This is a genomic window from Streptacidiphilus rugosus AM-16, assembly GCF_000744655.1.
Lineage (GTDB): Bacteria > Actinomycetota > Actinomycetes > Streptomycetales > Streptomycetaceae > Streptacidiphilus > Streptacidiphilus rugosus.
Genome location: NZ_JQMJ01000004.1, coordinates 1894887 through 1911025 on the forward strand (window position 1 = coordinate 1894887; position 16139 = coordinate 1911025).

Sequence of the window (16139 nt, forward strand, 5' to 3'; positions counted from 1 at the left end):
TGCGGGCGGGCCGCTGCGGGCCGCAGGCTCAGGAGCCGCTGGGGCTCGGAGCCGGGTTGTTGTGGGCGGTCGGCGAGGCCAGCGCCGCGGCGCTCGCCGGGGGGATGCTCGCGGGCTGCTTGCCCTTGTTCGCCGCGTCGACCCACTTGACCAGGTTCGCGGGCGAGATCTGCTCGTTGTTGTAGGTCGGGTAGGCGGGGGTGCCGTTCAGCAGCACGGTCGGGGTCGAGGTGAAGCCGGACTTGTCGAAGTCCGCCTGCACGGCCGTGACCCAGTTGCCGAACCTGTTGTCGTTGACGCAGGACTCGAAGTCCGGCGTGTCCAGGCCCGGCACCTGCTTGGCGAGCCCGATCAGCACGCTCTTGTCGGCCCAGGCGTCGTCCGTCTCCTGCGGCTGGTTGGCGTACAGGACGTCGTGGTAGTTGTGGAAGTGACCGGCGTTCTGCGCGCAGGCGAGGGCGTTGGCCCCGTTCTTCGATCCCTTGCCGCCGTCGTGTCGGTCGATGAACGAGACGATGTGGTACTGGACCTGGATCTTGCCCTGGGACAGCAGCTGGTTGACGGTGCTCTTCATCGTGGTCTCGAAGCTCTCACAGGCCGGGCAGCGCGGGTCCTCGTAGACCGTCAGCGTGGAGGGGGCGTTGCTCGCGCCGACCGGGATCAGCAGGTTGTTGGTGCCGACCGCGCCCGCAGGGGCGTCCTTGGCCGCGTCGTAACTGCTGGAGCGGTTGTTCTGGATCAGGATGCCGACCACCACGGCCACCACGATCACGGCCAGCGCCACACCGATGGCGCTCAGTTGGCGCACCTTACGCGCCTTGGCGTCCTGTTTCGCCCGCTCCTCCAGCATCCTGGCGCGGGCGCTGCGCTTGCCGTCGTCGTTCTTCTGGCTCATGGAATCTTCTGTTCTGTTCGGAACGTGGGGAGAGGTGGGAGAGCGGCGCGCGGTCACCCGGCCAGCCAGCCGTCCAGCGACAGGCGGCTCTTGGGCCGCCAGACCAACCAGCCCGCCAGCACCAGGAATCCGCAGTCGCGCAGGATCTCCTGCCAGTACGCGGTCTGCGAGGCGGCCACCGCGCCGCCGCCGCCGAAGCAACCGCAGTCGATCGAGATGCCACGGGCCCAGACCGAGGCGATGGCCCCGATGTAGACGACCAGCAGCACGCAGGAGACGATCGCCGCGATCCGGGTGCCGAGCCCGACGAGCAGCAGCAGCGCGAGCGCGATCTCCAGGAAGGGCATGCCGTAGCCGATCGGCTTGACCAGCGCCTCCGGCAGGATCCGGTAGACGCGGACCGCCTGCGCCGCCGCCTCGGGATCGGACACCTTGGCCAGCCCCGCCCAGGCCCAGACCACCGACAGGGCCAGTCGCACGACCGTGCTGATCCAGGCGGTGATCACTGCTGTTCGTCTCCCTGCGGCGGCCGGTCCGTCATCAATACGGACTAATCCTGCCTTATGCTGCTGAACTGGCATGCGTCATTCTCCGCGATTCGCCGCATTCTGCACGTAGCTCCGGAGTGCGCTGGGGCTCTCCAGAAGCTCGGGCCGGGTGCCGAGGTCCACCTCGCTGCCGTTCAGCAGCATCGAGGGCGTGCCGTGATGCACCCCCGCGGCGTCGTGGAGGTGCTGCGCCGCGTCGACCCAGGGCTTCCAGTACAGCGCGCGCCTCGGCGTCGGATCCCGGCCCGCGCAGCGCCGGTCCACGGGAGACGAGGTCGGGCAGTCCCCGCGGGGTGAACCCGTCGAGGTCCTCGGGCCCTGGTCGGCCGGCAACAGGGCGTGGAGCAGCGGAAATCCGCCGTGGGCGACAGCGGCGCGGGCGGAGTTCGCGGCCAAGAGCGCGCCGGGTCCGGGCAGATGTTCGTCGAGTGAGGACGCGATGACGTAGTGGACGCGGACGGTGTGGCGCCCCGACCACCTCGCGCAGGGCGGGCCCCATGGCGGGCCTCGGAACGGGCCGTCGCCCGCGTGCGGGCCGCCGCGCGCCGCCCGCGTACGCCACCTGCCGGATCACGAACGAGGCGAAGCCACGCGCTCACCGGAACGAGGAGGCCGCCCGAGTACTCCGTGCGGGCGGACCGTACGCACGACGACGGGAGGGGCGCGCACCAGCGTGCGCACCCCTCCCGTGACGTGTCCGGCTAGCGCTTGCGCACGCCCTGCGCGAGCTCGGCTGCCAGTTCGCGGACCGACGCCAAGGCGGCCTCCTCCGACAGCGCGTCAAGGATGCGCTGCACGAACGCCGATCCGACGATCACACCGTCCGCGAACGCCGCCACCTCGGCCGCCTGCTCGGCGTTGGAGACGCCCAGTCCGACGCAGACCGGGAGGTCGGTGGTGGCCCGGGTCCGGGCGACCAGATCCTCGGCCATCGAGCCCACCTGAGCGCGGGTCCCGGTGACCCCCATGACAGCCGCCGCGTAGACGAAGCCGGTGCCCTTCGCGGTGATCTGGGCCAGCCGGTGGTCCTGGCTGGACGGCGCGACGACGAAGACCGTCGCCAGCCCGTGGGCCGCGGCCGCCTCCAGCCACTCGGCCGACTCCTCGACCGGAAGGTCCGGCAGGATGCAGCCGGCCCCGCCGGCCGCCGCGAGGTCGGCGGCGAAGCGGGCCTGGCCGTACCGGTCGACCGGGTTCCAGTAGGTCATGACCAGCACCGGGACGGTCGGGTTGGCGGCCGTCACCTCGCGGACCGTGGCCAGCACGTCCTTGGTGCGGATACCGGCCCTGAGCGCGATGTCGTCGGCCGTCTGGATCGTCGGGCCGTCGAGGACCGGGTCACTGTGCGGCAGTCCGATCTCGACGATGTCCGCGCCGCCGTCGATCACGGCCTGCACGGCCTGCGCGGCGCCCTCGATGGAGGGGAAGCCGGCCGGCAGGTAGCTGATCAGGGCGGCCCGGTTCTCGGCCTTGGCGGCGGCGAGGGTCTCGGTCAGCAAGGCGTTCGTCACTTGGCACCCCCGGTGGCGCTGTTGTCGTCGAGCAGGCCGAAGTACGCGGCGGCGGTGTGCATGTCCTTGTCGCCGCGACCGGAGAGGTTGACCAGGATCACCGCGTCCGGGCCGAGCTCGCGGCCCAGCTCCAGCGCGCCCGCGAGGGCGTGGGCGCTCTCGATCGCCGGGATGATGCCCTCGGTGCGCGAGAGCAGCAGCAGCGCGGCCATCGCGTCCGCGTCGGTGCAGGGCCGGTACTCGGCCCGCCCGACGTCCTTGAGGAAGGAGTGCTCGGGGCCCACGCCCGGGTAGTCCAGTCCGGCGGAGATCGAGTGGGACTCGATCGTCTGGCCGTCCTCGTCCTGCAGCACGTAGGTACGGGAACCGTGCAGCACGCCGGGGTCGCCCTTGGTGAGGGTCGCCGCGTGCTTCGGGGTCTCGACGCCCTCGCCGGCCGCCTCGATCCCAATCAGACGCACGTCGGCGTCAGGGATGAAGTCGTAGAACGCCCCGATCGCGTTGGACCCGCCGCCGACGCAGGCGACGACGGCGTCGGGCAGTCGGCCCACCCGCTCCTGCACCTGGACCCTGGCCTCCTGGCCGATGACCCGGTGGAAGTCGCGGACCATCATCGGGAAGGGGTGCGGCCCGGCGACGGTGCCGAAGAGGTAGTGCGTGGAGTCGACGTTGGCGACCCAGTCGCGGAACGCCTCGTTGATCGCGTCCTTGAGGGTCCGGCTGCCGGACGTCACCGGCACGACCTCGGCGCCGAGCATGCGCATCCGGGCGACGTTCAGCGCCTGGCGCTGGGTGTCGACCTCGCCCATGTAGATGGTGCAGTCCATGCCGAACAGCGCGGCGGCGGTCGCGGTGGCGACGCCGTGCTGGCCGGCGCCGGTCTCGGCGATCAGGCGGGTCTTGCCCATCCGCTTGGTGAGCAGCGCCTGACCGAGCACGTTGTTGATCTTGTGGGAGCCGGTGTGGTTCAGATCCTCGCGCTTGAGCAGGATCCGGGCGCCGCCGGCCTCCGCGGAGAAGCGGCGGACGTCGGTGAGCGGGCTGGGCCGGCCGGTGTAGTCCTTGAGCAGGGCGGCGAGCTCGGCGGCGAAGGCGGGATCGGCCTTGGCCTTCTCGTACTCGTCGGCGACCTGTTCGACGGCGGCGACCAGCGCCTCCGGGATGAAGCGTCCGCCGTACGCGCCGAAGTAACCGCGCGCGTCGGGGAAGGATGTCACGTCGGACATGGGAGTTCCCTCGGGGATGTGAGCTGACGTGGGCAGGGTGCACGCAGCCACGCGCCCACGCGGAGACCTGTGGTCTCAGCGCGACGCCGCGGCCCGCGTCTCCCGCTGCCATCGCCGACCCGGCACCTGGCCAGGCTCCGCGCCGATGACGTACCGCACGCGCCGCCCCAGGACGCGCCGGGCAGGCGCACGGCACCCGCGCGGCTTGCAGCCGCGCTGGAGGCCGGCGTAGCCGGGCTGCTTGATGGTCTCGGGGCTCACAGGACCGATCATAGCGTCAGTCGCGCCCCTTCCTGCCCGGCGAAAGGGCCACTCGGTGCCCCCCCCCGGGGGGCGCGAGGAACTGCGCGGCCCTGCCGCGCGGACGCGGCACCTCACAGCAGAGGGCCGGTTGCACGACCTCAGGGGCGCGGGGCTCTTCTTGATCAACTGCGTGCGCGACAAGCCACCGGCGTGCGGACGGTCCTCAGTGCGCAGGGCAATCCGCCCAGGGTGGTTGCTCGCGCAGTTCCTCGCGCCCCTGAGGTCGTGCCTGGTCGCTCACATGCAGAAGCCCCGCGCCCCTGAGGCACTGCCTGGTTGCCCGCCTGCAGAAGCCCCGCGCCCGGGCGACTACCGGCCGTGCCGGAGGGCGGGGTGGGCGCCCGCGGCGACGAGGTCGGCGACGGCGGACTTGGGGTCGCGGCCGGTGACCAGGGACTCGCCGACGAGGACCGCGTCCGCGCCCGCGTTGGCGTAGGCGATGAGGTCGTGGGGGCCGCGGACGCCGGACTCCGCGACGCTGACGATCCCGGACGGGATCGCATGCGCCACGTTCGCGAACGTGTTGCGGTCGACCTCGAGGGTCTTCAGGTTCCGCGCGTTCACGCCGATGATCCGCGCGCCGGCGTCGACCGCGCGGGCGATCTCCTCCTCGTCGTGGACCTCCACCAGCGGGGTGAGCCCGATCGACTCGGCCCGCTCGATCAGCGAGACCAGCGCGGGCTGCTCCAGCGCGGCCACGATCAGCAGGGCCAGGTCCGCGCCGTAGGCGCGGGCCTCCCACAGCTGGTAGGCCGTGACGATGAAGTCCTTGCGCAGCACCGGCGTGTCGACGGCCGCGCGGACCGCCTTGAGGTCGGCCAGCGAGCCGCCGAAGCGGCGCTCCTCGGTCAGGACCGAGATCGCCGCCGCGCCGCCCGCGGCGTAGTCCGCCGCCAGCGCGGCCGGGTCCGCGATCGCGGCCAGCGCGCCCTTGGACGGGCTGGAGCGCTTGACCTCGCAGATGACCGCGACGCCCTCGCCGCCGAGCGCGGCCACGCCGTCCTTCGCCTCGGGCGCCTTCGCTGCCAGCTCCTTGAGCTCGTCCAGCGACACCCGCGACTGACGCTCGGCGAGGTCCTCTCGGACTCCGGCGATGATCTCGTCGAGCACGCTCACTCGGGGGCCCCCATTCGTCGGGTCGGACTGCTCGGGCTTTGCCTCGGTCTCGTGCACCTGCCTTCCGACACACGTCGGATTCCTGTGTTCGACGACCTCGGGTCGATGGTATCCGTCCGACTACGCAGAACCCGCATCGAGAGGGCTCCGGTCTCGCTGGACGGACAGGTCCTCGCTGCTCACGGGGCGAGAAACGCACCGGTGGGAAGGTTGCGCAGGACGGTGAAGACGAGGACGACGGCCAGCAGGAGGAAGATCCACGGACGGCCCAACCGGATCGTCGGGCGCGGTCGTCCGGCCGCGACGCGGGTCGTCCAGAAGGCCCAGACGCCGACGGCCGTCGCGCAGAGGAGGACCCCCAGCGCGTTGTCGTGGAGGGCGCCGGTGAGGTCGCCGCGCGTCAGCGCGTGCACCGCGCGCAGGCCGCCGCAGCCTGGGCACCACCAGCCGGTCAGCCGCAGGAAGGGGCAGACCGGGTAGTGACCGGGCCGGTTGGGGTCGACGGCGCCGACGTAGGCCGTCGCGGCCGCCGTGGCGCCGAACAGGCCCAGGGACGCGACAAGCCCCCGCGCGCGAGATCCGCGAGGCCCGTCCGCAGGGGAGGGGGACGCGTGGGCAGGGGCTGGTGCGGCGGCCGTCATGGCTCGATTCTCGGGCGGGCACGGCGGCGATCCCGGCAGGGACACAGCCGCCGTGGCGGAAACCCGAGGAGCGAGCGGCGAGGGATCGGGCCTGGGATCAGACCGAGGCGCCCGAGGTCGCCGACTCCTTGGCCAGCGCGACAGTGCTCGCGGACGACTTCTTGCCGAAGCCCGCGGCGGACAGCAGCTTGCCCACGATCGCACCGGCGGCGGCGAGCACCAGGCCGACGACGACGAGGACCGGGCTGGGCATGACCATCGCCACGCCGGCCAGCATGAAGCCGATGAAGGAAACCGTGACGCCGGTCCAGGCGGCGGTCGTGTGTCCGTGGGCGTTAGCCGACATTACTGCTCCTAGTTCTAGGCCTCCCCCGCGCGGGAGAGCTCATCTCGTCCATTGTCCCGTACTGCCGAGGGTCAGCTCGCAGTGGGGTCCTCGCCCCGGTCCAGAGCCTTCCAAAGATCTGCCGGGGTCTGCGTCACCGCGGACCCTCCGGCGCGCCGCGGCGCCGGCTTCGCCGCTCCGCGCGTGGGCGCGTCGTAGCGGGCCGACATGCCCGGCCAGGCGCGGCCCTTCGCCACGGTCAGCAGCCCGGCCAGGACCAGCAGCAGTCCGCCGACCGCGGCGAGCCACGGCCAGAGGGTGTGCGCCACGCCGGTGGCCTGTATGTCGGCCAGGCCGACCGATCGGGCCGCCTTCTCGTCCAGCGCGCGGCTGCCGGAGCCGAGCGCGGCGGCGACGGCGGCGTAGACGGCGCCGACACCGGCCAGCGCGACCAGCGCGCCGAGCAGCGCCCGGAACCTGCCGCGCACCGCGAACACCGCGACCACCGAGGCCAGGCCGACCAGGGCCAGCGCGCCGGGAAGGCCGGTGACCTGCCCGCCGGTGGCGCTGAGCGATCTGGTCACGCCCTGCGCCCGCACATGTCCTGTGACCCAGTTCTGCCCAGCCGCGACCAGCAGCAGCGTCGCGCCGAGGACGGAGAGCAGCAGGGTCACCGCGAGGCTGCGGCGGTCGGCCCGGGGCCGGCCCGCTGCGCCCTGCCGGCCGGCGACGGGCTGCTCGGCCACGGAAGCTGGGGACTGTTCGGCGTTCACCGCTCCAGTGTGCCCTGCTCCGTCGCTCCGGCCGGACGCAGGGTGGCCGCCGACGCGATGGCGCGCAGCACCGCCGCGGCCTTGTTGCGGCACTCGGTGTCCTCGCTCTCCGGGTCGGAGTCGGCGACGACGCCCGCTCCGGCCTGCACGTAGGCGCGGCCGTCGCGGAGCAGCGCGGTGCGGATCGCGATGGCGGTGTCCGAGTCGCCGGCGAAGTCGAAGTAGCCGACGCAGCCGCCGTAGAGGCCGCGCCGGGTCGGCTCCAGCTCCTCGATGATCTGCATGGCGCGCGGCTTCGGCGCGCCGGAGAGGGTGCCGGCGGGGAAGCAGGCGGTGAGCACGTCGAAGGCGGTGCGGTCGGCGGCGACCTTGCCGGTGACGGTCGAGACGATGTGCATCACGTGGCTGTACCGCTCGATGGTGATGAAGTCGACAACCTCGACGCTGCCGGGGGCGCAGACCCGGCCGAGGTCGTTGCGGCCCAGGTCGACGAGCATCAGGTGCTCGGCGCGCTCCTTGGGGTCGGCGAGCAGTTCGGCGGCGAGCTCCGCGTCGTGCTCGGGCGTGGCGCCGCGCGGCCTGGTCCCGGCGATCGGGTGCACCATCGCCTCGCCGTCCTCGACCTTGACCAGCGCCTCGGGGCTGGATCCGACCACGTCGAAGGGCCTGCCCTCGGGGCCTGAGGCGCCGAAGCGGAACAGGTACATGTACGGGCTGGGGTTGGTGGTCCGCAACACCCGGTAGACGTCCAGCGCGGACGCCGGGCAGTCGACCTCGAAGCGCTGGGAGGGGACGACCTGGAAGGCCTCCCCCGCGCGGATCTTCTCCTTCACCGCCTCGACGGCCGCACGGTAGGGCGCGCCGCCGAACGGCGAGACGGCGTCGACGGCCGCGACCGGGGTGAGCGTGGCCGCGCCGCCCTCGGTGGGCTCGACCAGGTCGGCGGTCATCGCGTCCAGGCGGGCCACCGCGTCGGCGTAGGCGGCGTCGACGCCGGTGGGCCGGTCGTCGCGGTTGACCGCGTTGGCGATCAGCAGCACCGAGCCGTCCTTGTGGTCGAGCACGGCCAGGTCGTCGGCGAAGAGCATGGTCAGCTCGGGCAGGCCGAGGTCGTCCGGGGCCAGGGTGGGCAGCTTCTCCAGCCGGCGGACGATGTCGTAGCCGAGGTAGCCGACCAGGCCGCCGGTGAACGGCGGCAGCTCGCCGCCGCGGTGCAGGTCGCGCGGACCGCGCAGGGCCTCGATCGTGGCGCGCAGCACCTGGAGCGGATCGCCCTCGGTCGGCACGCCGACGGGCGGCGTGCCGAGCCAGCGGGCGTTGCCCTCGGCGTCGACGGTGAGCGAGGCGCTGCTGCGGACGCCGACGAAGGAGTACCGCGACCAGTGGCGGCCCTGCTCGGCGCTCTCCAGCAGGAAGGTGTTCGGCCGCTCCCCCGCGAGCTTGCGGTAGACGCCGACGGGCGTGTCCCCGTCGGCGAGCAGGCGCCTGGTCACCGGGATCACCCGGCGGTCCACGGCGAGCTTGCGGAAGGTGTCGAGGTCGGGGGTGACGCTACCGCTGGTCATGTCCCCGAAGCGTAGCGGCTCAGGCGCCGGTGATCGGGAGCTGTCCGGCGTCGAAGCAGGTGCGGTCGCCGGTGTGGCAGGCCGCGCCGATCTGGTCGACCCTGACCAGCACGGTGTCGCCGTCGCAGTCGAGCGCCACGGACTTGACCAGCTGCAGGTGGCCGGAGGTGTCGCCCTTGACCCAGTACTCGGCGCGGCTGCGGCTCCAGTAGGTGCAGCGGCCGGTGGTGAGGGTGCGGTGCAGCGCCTCGTCGTCCATCCAGCCCATCATCAGCACCTCGCCGGTGTCGTACTGCTGGGCGATGGCCGGGACGAGCCCGTGGGCGTCGCGCTTGAGGCGCGCGGCGACGGCGGGGTCGAGGGCGGTGGTGTTCGGCAGGGCCGGAGCGGCAGGAGAGCTGGACATGGCACCTATTGTGCCAAGCATGCGCGCCGCCCGACTCGTCTCGATCCTGCTGCTGCTCCAGGCCAGGGGCCGGTTGACCGCGTCCCAGCTCGCGGAGGAGCTGGAGGTGTCGGTCCGCACCATCTACCGGGACGTGGAGTCGCTGCACGGCGCCGGGATCCCCCTCTACGGAGACGCGGGCCACCGCGGCGGCTACCGCCTGCTCGACGGCTACCGGACCCGGCTGACCGGGCTCAACCCGGACGAGGCCGAGGCGCTGTTCCTCTCCGGGCTGCCGGGACCCGCGGCGGAGTTGGGCCTGGGTTCGGTCCTGGCCGCCGCGCAGCGCAAGGTCCGGGCGGCGCTGCCCGCCGAGCTGGCGGAGCAGGCCGGCCGAGTGCAGTCGCGGTTCCACTTGGACGCGGCGGGCTGGTACGCGGAGCGGGACGAGACCCCGTTCCTGGCGGAGGTCGCCGACGCGGTGTGGAACTCCCGCGTGCTGCACGTGCGTTACCGCCGCTGGAAGGAGCCGACGGACGTCGAACGGCGCTGGGAGCCCTACGGCCTGGTGCTGAAGGCCGGCCGCTGGTACGTCGTCGCGGGGCCGGGTCCCTTCGCCTACCGGGTGGACCAGATCCTCGACGTCCTCGACGCGGGCCCGGGAGCGGACCCGGACGGGGAGTCCTTCAGTCCGCCCGCCGACTTCGACCTGGCCGGCTGGTGGCAGCGCTACCAGGTCGACTTCCTCAGCCGCCTGCACCGCGGTGACGCGACGGTCCGGCTCTCCCCCGTCGCCCTCGCGCGCCTGACCGGCGTCTCGGCCCGGGCGGTCGCCGAGAACGGCAGGCCGGAGTCGGACGGCTGGACCCGCGCCGTCCTCCCGATCGAGTCGCTCGACCACGCCTGCGCGGAGTTCCTCGCGCTCGGCCCCGACGTCGAGGTCCTCGACCCGCCGGAGCTGCGGGCGCAGATCGCCACGACGATCCGCACGATGCTCGCCCACTACCCGGAGCAGCCGTAGCCGCGTCGCGGCTCCCGGGGAGTCCACGACGCACCCTGTCGCGTACGCGGCACAGACGGCATGCTGGGACGCATGGGGTTTTCCGGGGGGTGGTCGAGGCTGCGGCGATCGCGGGCCGCGCTCGCGACGACGTTGATCGCGGTGATCGCGGCGGTCGTGCTGGTGCTGGTCCTGGTGCTCCAGCAGAAGCCGCCGCAGGCCGCCGCGAAGGCCGCGCCGTCGCCCACCCCGGCAGCCTCGCACACACCGACGCCGACGCCGAGTCCGACGCCGTCGCTGCCGAACACCTTCGCCTACATCTCGCTGCAGCCCGGCGACTGCTTCGACTCCCCCGCCTTCACCAAGAGCGTCAAGGTGCTGACGAAGCGCGCCTGCACCGACCCGCACGACGCCGAGGTCACCCAGCTGACCGCGCTGCCGGACGGGCTGTCCGACTACCCCGCGATCATCCACCAGGCCCTGACGCTCTGCCAGCCGATCGACGCGGCCGCGTACCGCAGGCAGAGCGTCAAGCAGCTCCAGTACTACGAGCTCTACGCGAGCTTCGCGGACTACTCCCACGGTCGACACACCGTCACCTGTGCTCTCTCCGGGGGAAGTTACCTGGGCGCCAGGAAACTCCTGGCCCCGCTCACGCGCTAGGCGGGTCGCGCGCGGCAATCTGGTCTAGTCCTCTTGACGCGGACAGCCCCACGCTGTTTGGTATGTACCAACGCCAGGCCTGAGCGTGCACGGACGCCCCCACATCCCCCACGCCCGACGGGCATCCCGGAAGGGATCACTGTCATGCACGTGGCAAGACTTGCCGCCTCCGCCTGCGCTCTCACCCTCGCCACCGCCGGTGCGGTCGTCGCTCTGGCCCCCACCAGCAGCGCCGCCACCAGCGTCTACTCCGTCGCCCCCTACGTCGACATGTCGAACGGCCAGGAAGGCATGCTCGACACGGCCGTGACCGGCCATCACCTCAAGGCCTACACCGCCGCCTTCGTGCTCGGCGAGGGCTGCACCCAGATCTGGGGCGACACGCTCCCCATCGGCGCCGACTCCTACACCGACCCGGAGATCGCCAGGGCGAAGTCCGAGGGCGCCTCGGTCATCATCTCCTCGGGCGGTTCCGCGGGCGAGCCGCTCGCCTGGACCTGCTCCACGCAGAGCAGCATCGACGCCGGCTACCAGGCCATCCTCAACGACTACGGCGTCACCCAGCTCGACTTCGACGTCGAGGGCGCCGCCGTCGCCGACACCGCCTCGGCCGCACGGCAGATGCAGGCGATGAAGGACCTGAAGGCGACCAACCCCGGCCTGCAGTTCTCCATGACCCTGCCGGTGCTCGCCAGCGGGCTGACCAACGACGGCGTGAACATCCTCAAGGCCGCCAAGAACGCGGGCATCAGGATCGACGTGGTCAACATCATGACCATGGACTACTACTCGGGCTCCGGCACCGAGATGGGCCAGGGCTCGGTCGCCGCCGCGCAGGCCACCCTGGCGCAGATGCAGTCCGTCGACCCCGGCTACACCTACGCCAACCTCGGCATCACGCCGATGATCGGCAAGAACGACGACGGCTCGACCTTCACCCTGGCCGATGCCCAGACCGTCGAGAGCTTCGCCGCGCAGCACGGCGTGGGCCGGCTCGCCTTCTGGTCGATCGACCGGGACCAGCCGTGCAGCGGCAGCGCCAACTCGCTGTCCACCTGCAGTGAGATCAGCCAGAGCAGCCTGGCCTTCACCGACGCCTTCGTCCCGTACGAGGGCAGCTCGGGCGGTGGCGGCGGTGGCGGGACCAGCGACTTCTCGGTCTCGGTCGCGCCCTCCTCGGCCTCGGTCGCCCAGGGCGGCTCGACCACCGCGACCGTCTCCACGGCGGTCACCGCGGGCAGCGCCGAGTCCGTCGGCCTGGCCGCCTCCGGCGCACCGTCGGGCGTCAGCGTCTCGCTCAGCCCGACCTCGGTCAGCTCCGGCGGCAGTTCGACCCTGACGGCGACGGTCGGCTCCTCGGTCGCGGCGGGCACCTACCCGATCACGGTCACCGGCACCGCCGCCACCGGCAGCCACACGGCGACGTTCTCGCTGACCGTCACCACCAGCGGCGGAGGCGGCGGCGGGGGCGGCGGATCGCTGACCAACGCCGGCTTCGAGTCCGGCGGCCTCAGCCCCTGGACCTGCCAGAGCGGCAGCGCGGTCGTCTCGACCCCGGTCCACTCGGGCGCGCACGCGCTCCAGGTCGCGCCCGGAGCGAGCACCACCGGCGAGTGCGACCAGACGGTCACCCTCGCCCCCAACCACAGCTACACGCTGACCGGATGGGTCCAGGGCCCCTACGCCTACGTCGGCGTCACCGGCGGGGCCAGCGCCAGCACCTGGTCCAACAGCAGCAGCTGGAACCAGCTGACGGTGAACTTCACCACCGGCAGCAGCGGCACGGTCACCGTCTTCGTCCACGGCTGGTACGGCCAGGCGAACGTCTACGCCGACGACTTCACGCTCGGCTAGCCGAACGGCCTCGCGGTGCTCCGTCCCTCCCGGGCGGAGCACCGCTGTCGAGGGTGCGGTCCGGGCTCAGCCCTTCGGCGAAGCCTGCTGGATCACCTCGAAGGACCACAGCGTCGAGCCGGACGCGGCCGGCCTCGGCGCGCCGCCCTCACCGCCGCCGCCACCGTGCGCGGCCTGCATCGAGCCGGACATCCACGCCTGGAAGTCCTCCTCGCTGCGCCACCGCGTGTAGACCAAGTACTGGTCGGTGCCCTCCAGGGGGCGCAGCAGCTCGAACCACTCGAAGCCGTCCGAGTTCTCCACCGCGCCGGCCCGCGCGGCGAACCGCTTCTCCAGGGTCTCGGCCATCTCGGACGGGACGGTGAGAACGTTGATCTTCACGATGCTCATGTCCCCATCCTGCCAGTCGCCGCCCTCTGGACAGGGACGCCGGCGTGCTCCAGGCTGCACAGCCATGACGTCGACCACCCTCACCCCGCAGCTGCGCCAGGAGCTGCACGACGCCGTGCTCGGCGCCGCCAGGGACATCGCCGCGCTGCTCGGCCCGCAGACCGACCCGACGGTCCCGATCCCCGGGGCCGAGTGGAACGTGGGCGAGGCGGCCGCGCACCTGCTGCTGGCCAACCAGCTGATGGCCGAGGTCGCCGCGGGCACGGAGCGCCCCTACGGCGACGGCACGCCCGGCGGGATCGCCGCCGCCAACGCCGTCTCGCTGGACCAGTTCACCGAGCGGACGCCCGCCGTGCTGGCCCAGGGCATCGTGGCGCACGCCACGGCCTTCGTCGACGCGGCGAACGGGCAGCAGGGAGACACGCCGACGGTCACCCCGATGGGTCCGATGGACCTCGACACCTTCGCCTCCTACCTGCTCACCCACATGCTCGGGCACGGCTGGGACCTGGCCCGCGCCCTGCGCCGCCCGCACATGGTCGACCGTCGGCGGGTCGAGCTCTGCCTGCCGTTCCTGATGACGGCCATGCCCCGGGTGGTCGACCAGGGCGCGGCCAAGGACCTCACCGCCACGTACACCCTGGGCCTGCGCGGTCTGGACCGCCGATGGACCGCCGCGTTCACCCGGGGAGAGGTCACCGTGACGGAGGGGGCCGCGCCCCCCGGCGGCAGCGACTGCACGATCGTCACCGAACCTGTCACCTTCTTCCTGATCGCGCTGGGCCGCTGCTCGCCGTGGTCCGCCATCGCCCGAGGCAAGATCCTCAGCTGGGGCCGCAAGCCGTGGCTCGGCCCGGTCTTTCCCCGCTGTTTCCGCGCTCCCTGATTCGCGCCCGTCGTCGTACTCTTGGCCGCATGCCGAATCTGGGACGTCGTGAACGACTGCTCCTCGCCGACCTGCTGGAGAGCGTCGGGCCCGACGCTCCGACGCTCTGCGAGGGGTGGACGACCGCGGATCTCGCCGCCCACGTGGTCGTGCGCGAGCGCCGACCCGACGCCGCGGGCGGGCTCCTGCTGAAGTCGCTCGCGGCGCGGCTCGCCCGGGTACAGGCCGAGTACCTCGCCAAGCCCTATCCCGAGCTGGTCGAGGCGATCAAGGCGGGGCCGCCGGCCTACTCGCCGTTCCGGCTGCCCGGGGCCGAGGACGCGGGCAACACCGTCGAGTTCTTCGTCCACGGCGAGGACGTGCGACGCGCCCAGGCGGACTGGTCGCCACGGGTGCTGGACCAGGAGCTGAGCGAGTCGCTGTGGAAGCGGCTGAGCGCGACGGCCAGGGTCAACGGCCGCCGTTCGCCGGTCGGGCTGGTGCTGCGCCGCCCCGACGGCCAGACGGCGGTGGCCCGCAAGGGGACGCCGGTGGTGACGGTCACCGGGGAGCCGGGCGAGCTGCTGCTGTTCTCGATGGGTCGTCAGGCCCACGCGCGGGTGGAGTGCGAGGGGCCGGAGGACGCCGTCGCCCAGGTCATGGAGACGAAGTTCGGCCTCTGAGCGCGATCTCGAGTTCGAAGCGGGCGTCGGCGTCGCCCAGCGCCGGGCCGAAGAGCCGCTGCACCTGGTGCAGCCGCTGACGGGCGGTCTGCGGGTGGATGCCCAGGCGCGCGGCGATGTCGGGCGCGCTGCCGCGGTTGGTCTGCAGCCAGGCGAGCAGGGTCTCGGCCAGGCGCTGGCGCTGCTTGGGTGTGAGCCCCTCCAGCGCGCGCAGGCGTCGGTCCGCGATGAGGCGGACCAGGGCCGGGTCGGCCAGCAGCAGCAGCTCGGCGAAGCGGCTCTCGCAGTCGACCGGCCCCTTCGCCCCGTCGGGGAGCGTGGCCTGGAGGGCGCGGGCCCAGCGCAGTGAGTCGGCCGTGTGCTCGGGCGGCACGACCGGTCCGACGACGCCGCGGCGCTGCTCCAGCAGGGCGCGGACCTGACCGTCGCGCAGGTAGAGCCCGGGTTCGGGCACGATCATGAAGGGTGTGGGGCCGTCGAGTTCGGCCAGCACGAGCTCGGGCAGGCAGCGTCTTCGCGAGCCGGTGGCACCGGGCGGCCGGGGTGAGCCCGGCTGCGGCTGCTCCGGCGCGAGCGCGACGGCGCAGAGTTCCCAGGGCAGCGGCCAGTCGGCCAGGGTCGCGGCGGCGTCCAGTTCGGTGTGCTCCGCCCCGCGTTCGAGCAGCGCGACCAGCTGCGAGCGGGAGCGCCCGAGCGCGCCGGCCTCGTCGGCCTGCGCCTGGGCGTAGCCCTGGACGGAGGCGGCGGCCAGCTCGTCGATGTGGGCGAAGATCGCCTCGGCGAGCACGACCAGCTGTTCGGTGCCCAGGCCGACCCTGCGGGCCACCCGGGCGTAACGCCGCCAGGCGACGCGGGCGCCGAGCCGGTAGGCGGCCTGCAGCGCGTCCAGACTGCGGCCCTCGGCGAGCTCCCCGCGACCGAGCGCGCGATAGACGCGCATGCGTTCGGGATTCTCCTGACCGGCACCGGCGATCAGGTCCGTGAATTCCGCGAGCGCGGTCTCCACGCCGTGTTGAATTCCCGCACCGAATTGCCCCGCGAGCGGCCGGGAGAAATCGGGCACCTGGCTCCTGATCTCCCTGATGATTTCCGCCGCGATGGTCTGCTGCTCCCTGCGCAGTTCGATCGCCAGCGACCTGGGCAGCGCTCTCCAAGGCCCGCTCAAGCCCACTCCCTCCAACCTACCGGCCAGTATGGAGCGATGTTACCGGCGGGTCAATAGGGATGCACCTGCAGGTTTCGCTAGGTTTGGTGAGCGTTTCAGCAAGATCACCGACCCTTTACTGACAGTTGTTCATATGATTCGCCGTCACACTGCTTTTCTTCTTGACCGGCTTCGGGGCCGCTCCTAGCATCACCGCCGAAATCCACCCGAAATCCCGGACGAGGATGGACC

19 protein-coding genes are annotated in these 16139 nt (G+C 72.4%); 5 read left to right on the top strand and 14 right to left on the bottom strand.

Annotated elements, in window-relative coordinates:
• Positions 1-28: 28 nt before the first annotated feature.
• The 12 genes from BS83_RS17700 to hisI form a co-directional block, all read right to left on the bottom strand.
• The gene (locus BS83_RS17700; RefSeq protein WP_037604723.1) at positions 29-895 is read right to left on the bottom strand and encodes a DsbA family protein; all 867 of its coding nucleotides are present in this window, start codon (positions 893-895) and stop codon (positions 29-31) included.
• 53 nt (positions 896-948) lie between these two features.
• Positions 949-1401: a MauE/DoxX family redox-associated membrane protein gene (locus BS83_RS17705; protein ID WP_232248393.1), complete on the bottom strand. Its 453-nt coding sequence runs from the start codon at positions 1399-1401 to the stop codon at positions 949-951.
• A gap of 78 nt (positions 1402-1479) precedes the next feature.
• Positions 1480-1839 carry a hypothetical protein gene (locus tag BS83_RS45495; RefSeq protein ID WP_157597221.1) on the bottom strand — a complete coding sequence of 120 codons (360 nt, stop codon included), beginning with the start codon at positions 1837-1839 and terminating at the stop codon, positions 1480-1482.
• A gap of 305 nt (positions 1840-2144) precedes the next feature.
• Complete coding sequence (trpA, locus tag BS83_RS17715; protein WP_037604726.1) at positions 2145-2954, bottom strand: tryptophan synthase subunit alpha; 810 nt, start codon at positions 2952-2954, stop codon at positions 2145-2147.
• Positions 2951-4180: a tryptophan synthase subunit beta gene (gene trpB / locus BS83_RS17720; RefSeq protein ID WP_051943251.1), complete on the bottom strand. Its 1230-nt coding sequence runs from the start codon at positions 4178-4180 to the stop codon at positions 2951-2953. Before trpB ends, trpA begins: the two co-directional genes overlap by 4 nt.
• Positions 4181-4255: 75 nt before the next feature.
• The gene (gene trpM, locus BS83_RS17725; protein ID WP_332262339.1) at positions 4256-4441 is read right to left on the bottom strand and encodes a tryptophan biosynthesis modulator TrpM; all 186 of its coding nucleotides are present in this window, start codon (positions 4439-4441) and stop codon (positions 4256-4258) included.
• A 351-nt stretch (positions 4442-4792) separates the two neighbouring features.
• Positions 4793-5599, bottom strand: coding sequence for an indole-3-glycerol phosphate synthase TrpC (trpC, locus tag BS83_RS17730; protein WP_037604729.1), 807 nt, complete (start codon positions 5597-5599; stop codon positions 4793-4795).
• A gap of 179 nt (positions 5600-5778) precedes the next feature.
• Positions 5779-6240, bottom strand: coding sequence for a DUF2752 domain-containing protein (locus BS83_RS17735; protein WP_037604731.1), 462 nt, complete (start codon positions 6238-6240; stop codon positions 5779-5781).
• Positions 6241-6337: 97 nt separating this feature from the next.
• Positions 6338-6586, bottom strand: coding sequence for an HGxxPAAW family protein (locus BS83_RS17740; protein ID WP_037604733.1), 249 nt, complete (start codon positions 6584-6586; stop codon positions 6338-6340).
• Positions 6587-6657: 71 nt separating this feature from the next.
• Positions 6658-7338, bottom strand: coding sequence for a TIGR02234 family membrane protein (locus tag BS83_RS17745; RefSeq protein WP_198035254.1), 681 nt, complete (start codon positions 7336-7338; stop codon positions 6658-6660).
• The gene (locus BS83_RS17750) at positions 7335-8903 is read right to left on the bottom strand and encodes an anthranilate synthase component I (protein ID WP_037604735.1); all 1569 of its coding nucleotides are present in this window, start codon (positions 8901-8903) and stop codon (positions 7335-7337) included. The genes BS83_RS17745 and BS83_RS17750 overlap by 4 nt, the downstream gene beginning before the upstream one ends.
• 19 nt (positions 8904-8922) lie before the next feature.
• On the bottom strand, positions 8923-9309 hold the full coding sequence (hisI, locus tag BS83_RS17755) for a phosphoribosyl-AMP cyclohydrolase (protein ID WP_051943252.1): 387 nt from the start codon (positions 9307-9309) through the stop codon (positions 8923-8925).
• A 19-nt stretch (positions 9310-9328) separates the two neighbouring features.
• Between hisI and BS83_RS17760 the strand changes: the two genes are divergently transcribed.
• The 3 genes from BS83_RS17760 to BS83_RS17770 all read left to right on the top strand — a co-directional run bounded on the left by BS83_RS17760 (position 9329) and on the right by BS83_RS17770 (position 12805).
• Positions 9329-10309 (top strand): helix-turn-helix transcriptional regulator, encoded by a 981-nt coding sequence (locus BS83_RS17760; RefSeq protein WP_037604736.1) that lies wholly within the window; start codon positions 9329-9331, stop codon positions 10307-10309.
• A gap of 72 nt (positions 10310-10381) precedes the next feature.
• Complete coding sequence (locus tag BS83_RS17765) at positions 10382-10951, top strand: hypothetical protein (RefSeq protein ID WP_157597222.1); 570 nt, start codon at positions 10382-10384, stop codon at positions 10949-10951.
• A 144-nt stretch (positions 10952-11095) separates the two neighbouring features.
• Positions 11096-12805: a carbohydrate binding domain-containing protein gene (locus BS83_RS17770; protein ID WP_037604738.1), complete on the top strand. Its 1710-nt coding sequence runs from the start codon at positions 11096-11098 to the stop codon at positions 12803-12805.
• Positions 12806-12871: 66 nt separating this feature from the next.
• Here BS83_RS17770 and BS83_RS17775 read toward each other — a convergent pair whose 3' ends face one another.
• A complete protein-coding gene (locus BS83_RS17775) occupies positions 12872-13195 on the bottom strand; it encodes an antibiotic biosynthesis monooxygenase family protein (protein ID WP_037604739.1) in 324 nt (107 codons plus the stop codon).
• Between the two features lie 64 nt (positions 13196-13259).
• Between BS83_RS17775 and BS83_RS17780 the strand changes: the two genes are divergently transcribed.
• Both BS83_RS17780 and BS83_RS17785 read left to right on the top strand, forming a co-directional pair.
• Positions 13260-14081 (top strand): maleylpyruvate isomerase family mycothiol-dependent enzyme, encoded by an 822-nt coding sequence (locus BS83_RS17780; RefSeq protein WP_037604740.1) that lies wholly within the window; start codon positions 13260-13262, stop codon positions 14079-14081.
• A gap of 29 nt (positions 14082-14110) precedes the next feature.
• Positions 14111-14743, top strand: coding sequence for a TIGR03085 family metal-binding protein (locus tag BS83_RS17785; RefSeq protein ID WP_037604741.1), 633 nt, complete (start codon positions 14111-14113; stop codon positions 14741-14743).
• Here the strand turns inward: BS83_RS17785 and BS83_RS17790 are convergent.
• A complete protein-coding gene (locus BS83_RS17790; RefSeq protein WP_408641014.1) occupies positions 14718-15914 on the bottom strand; it encodes a helix-turn-helix domain-containing protein in 1197 nt (398 codons plus the stop codon). The genes BS83_RS17785 and BS83_RS17790 overlap by 26 nt on opposite strands.
• Between the last annotated feature and the right edge of the window lie 225 nt (positions 15915-16139).

Bases quoted from the DNA above. Each gene is read 5' to 3' on its own strand.
- BS83_RS17700 (WP_037604723.1), bottom strand. From the start codon at position 895: ATGAGCCAGAAGAACGACGACGGCAAGCGCAGCGCCCGCGCCAGGATG.
- trpB (WP_051943251.1), bottom strand. From the start codon at position 4,180: ATGTCCGACGTGACATCCTTCCCCGACGCGCGCGGTTACTTCGGCGCG.
- BS83_RS17735 (WP_037604731.1), bottom strand. From the start codon at position 6,240: ATGACGGCCGCCGCACCAGCCCCTGCCCACGCGTCCCCCTCCCCTGCG.
- BS83_RS17740 (WP_037604733.1), bottom strand. From the start codon at position 6,586: ATGTCGGCTAACGCCCACGGACACACGACCGCCGCCTGGACCGGCGTC.
- BS83_RS17750 (WP_037604735.1), bottom strand. From the start codon at position 8,903: ATGACCAGCGGTAGCGTCACCCCCGACCTCGACACCTTCCGCAAGCTC.
- hisI (WP_051943252.1), bottom strand. From the start codon at position 9,309: ATGTCCAGCTCTCCTGCCGCTCCGGCCCTGCCGAACACCACCGCCCTC.
- BS83_RS17760 (WP_037604736.1), top strand. From the start codon at position 9,329: ATGCGCGCCGCCCGACTCGTCTCGATCCTGCTGCTGCTCCAGGCCAGG.
- BS83_RS17765 (WP_157597222.1), top strand. From the start codon at position 10,382: ATGGGGTTTTCCGGGGGGTGGTCGAGGCTGCGGCGATCGCGGGCCGCG.
- BS83_RS17770 (WP_037604738.1), top strand. From the start codon at position 11,096: ATGCACGTGGCAAGACTTGCCGCCTCCGCCTGCGCTCTCACCCTCGCC.
- BS83_RS17775 (WP_037604739.1), bottom strand. From the start codon at position 13,195: ATGAGCATCGTGAAGATCAACGTTCTCACCGTCCCGTCCGAGATGGCC.
- BS83_RS17780 (WP_037604740.1), top strand. From the start codon at position 13,260: ATGACGTCGACCACCCTCACCCCGCAGCTGCGCCAGGAGCTGCACGAC.
- BS83_RS17785 (WP_037604741.1), top strand. From the start codon at position 14,111: ATGCCGAATCTGGGACGTCGTGAACGACTGCTCCTCGCCGACCTGCTG.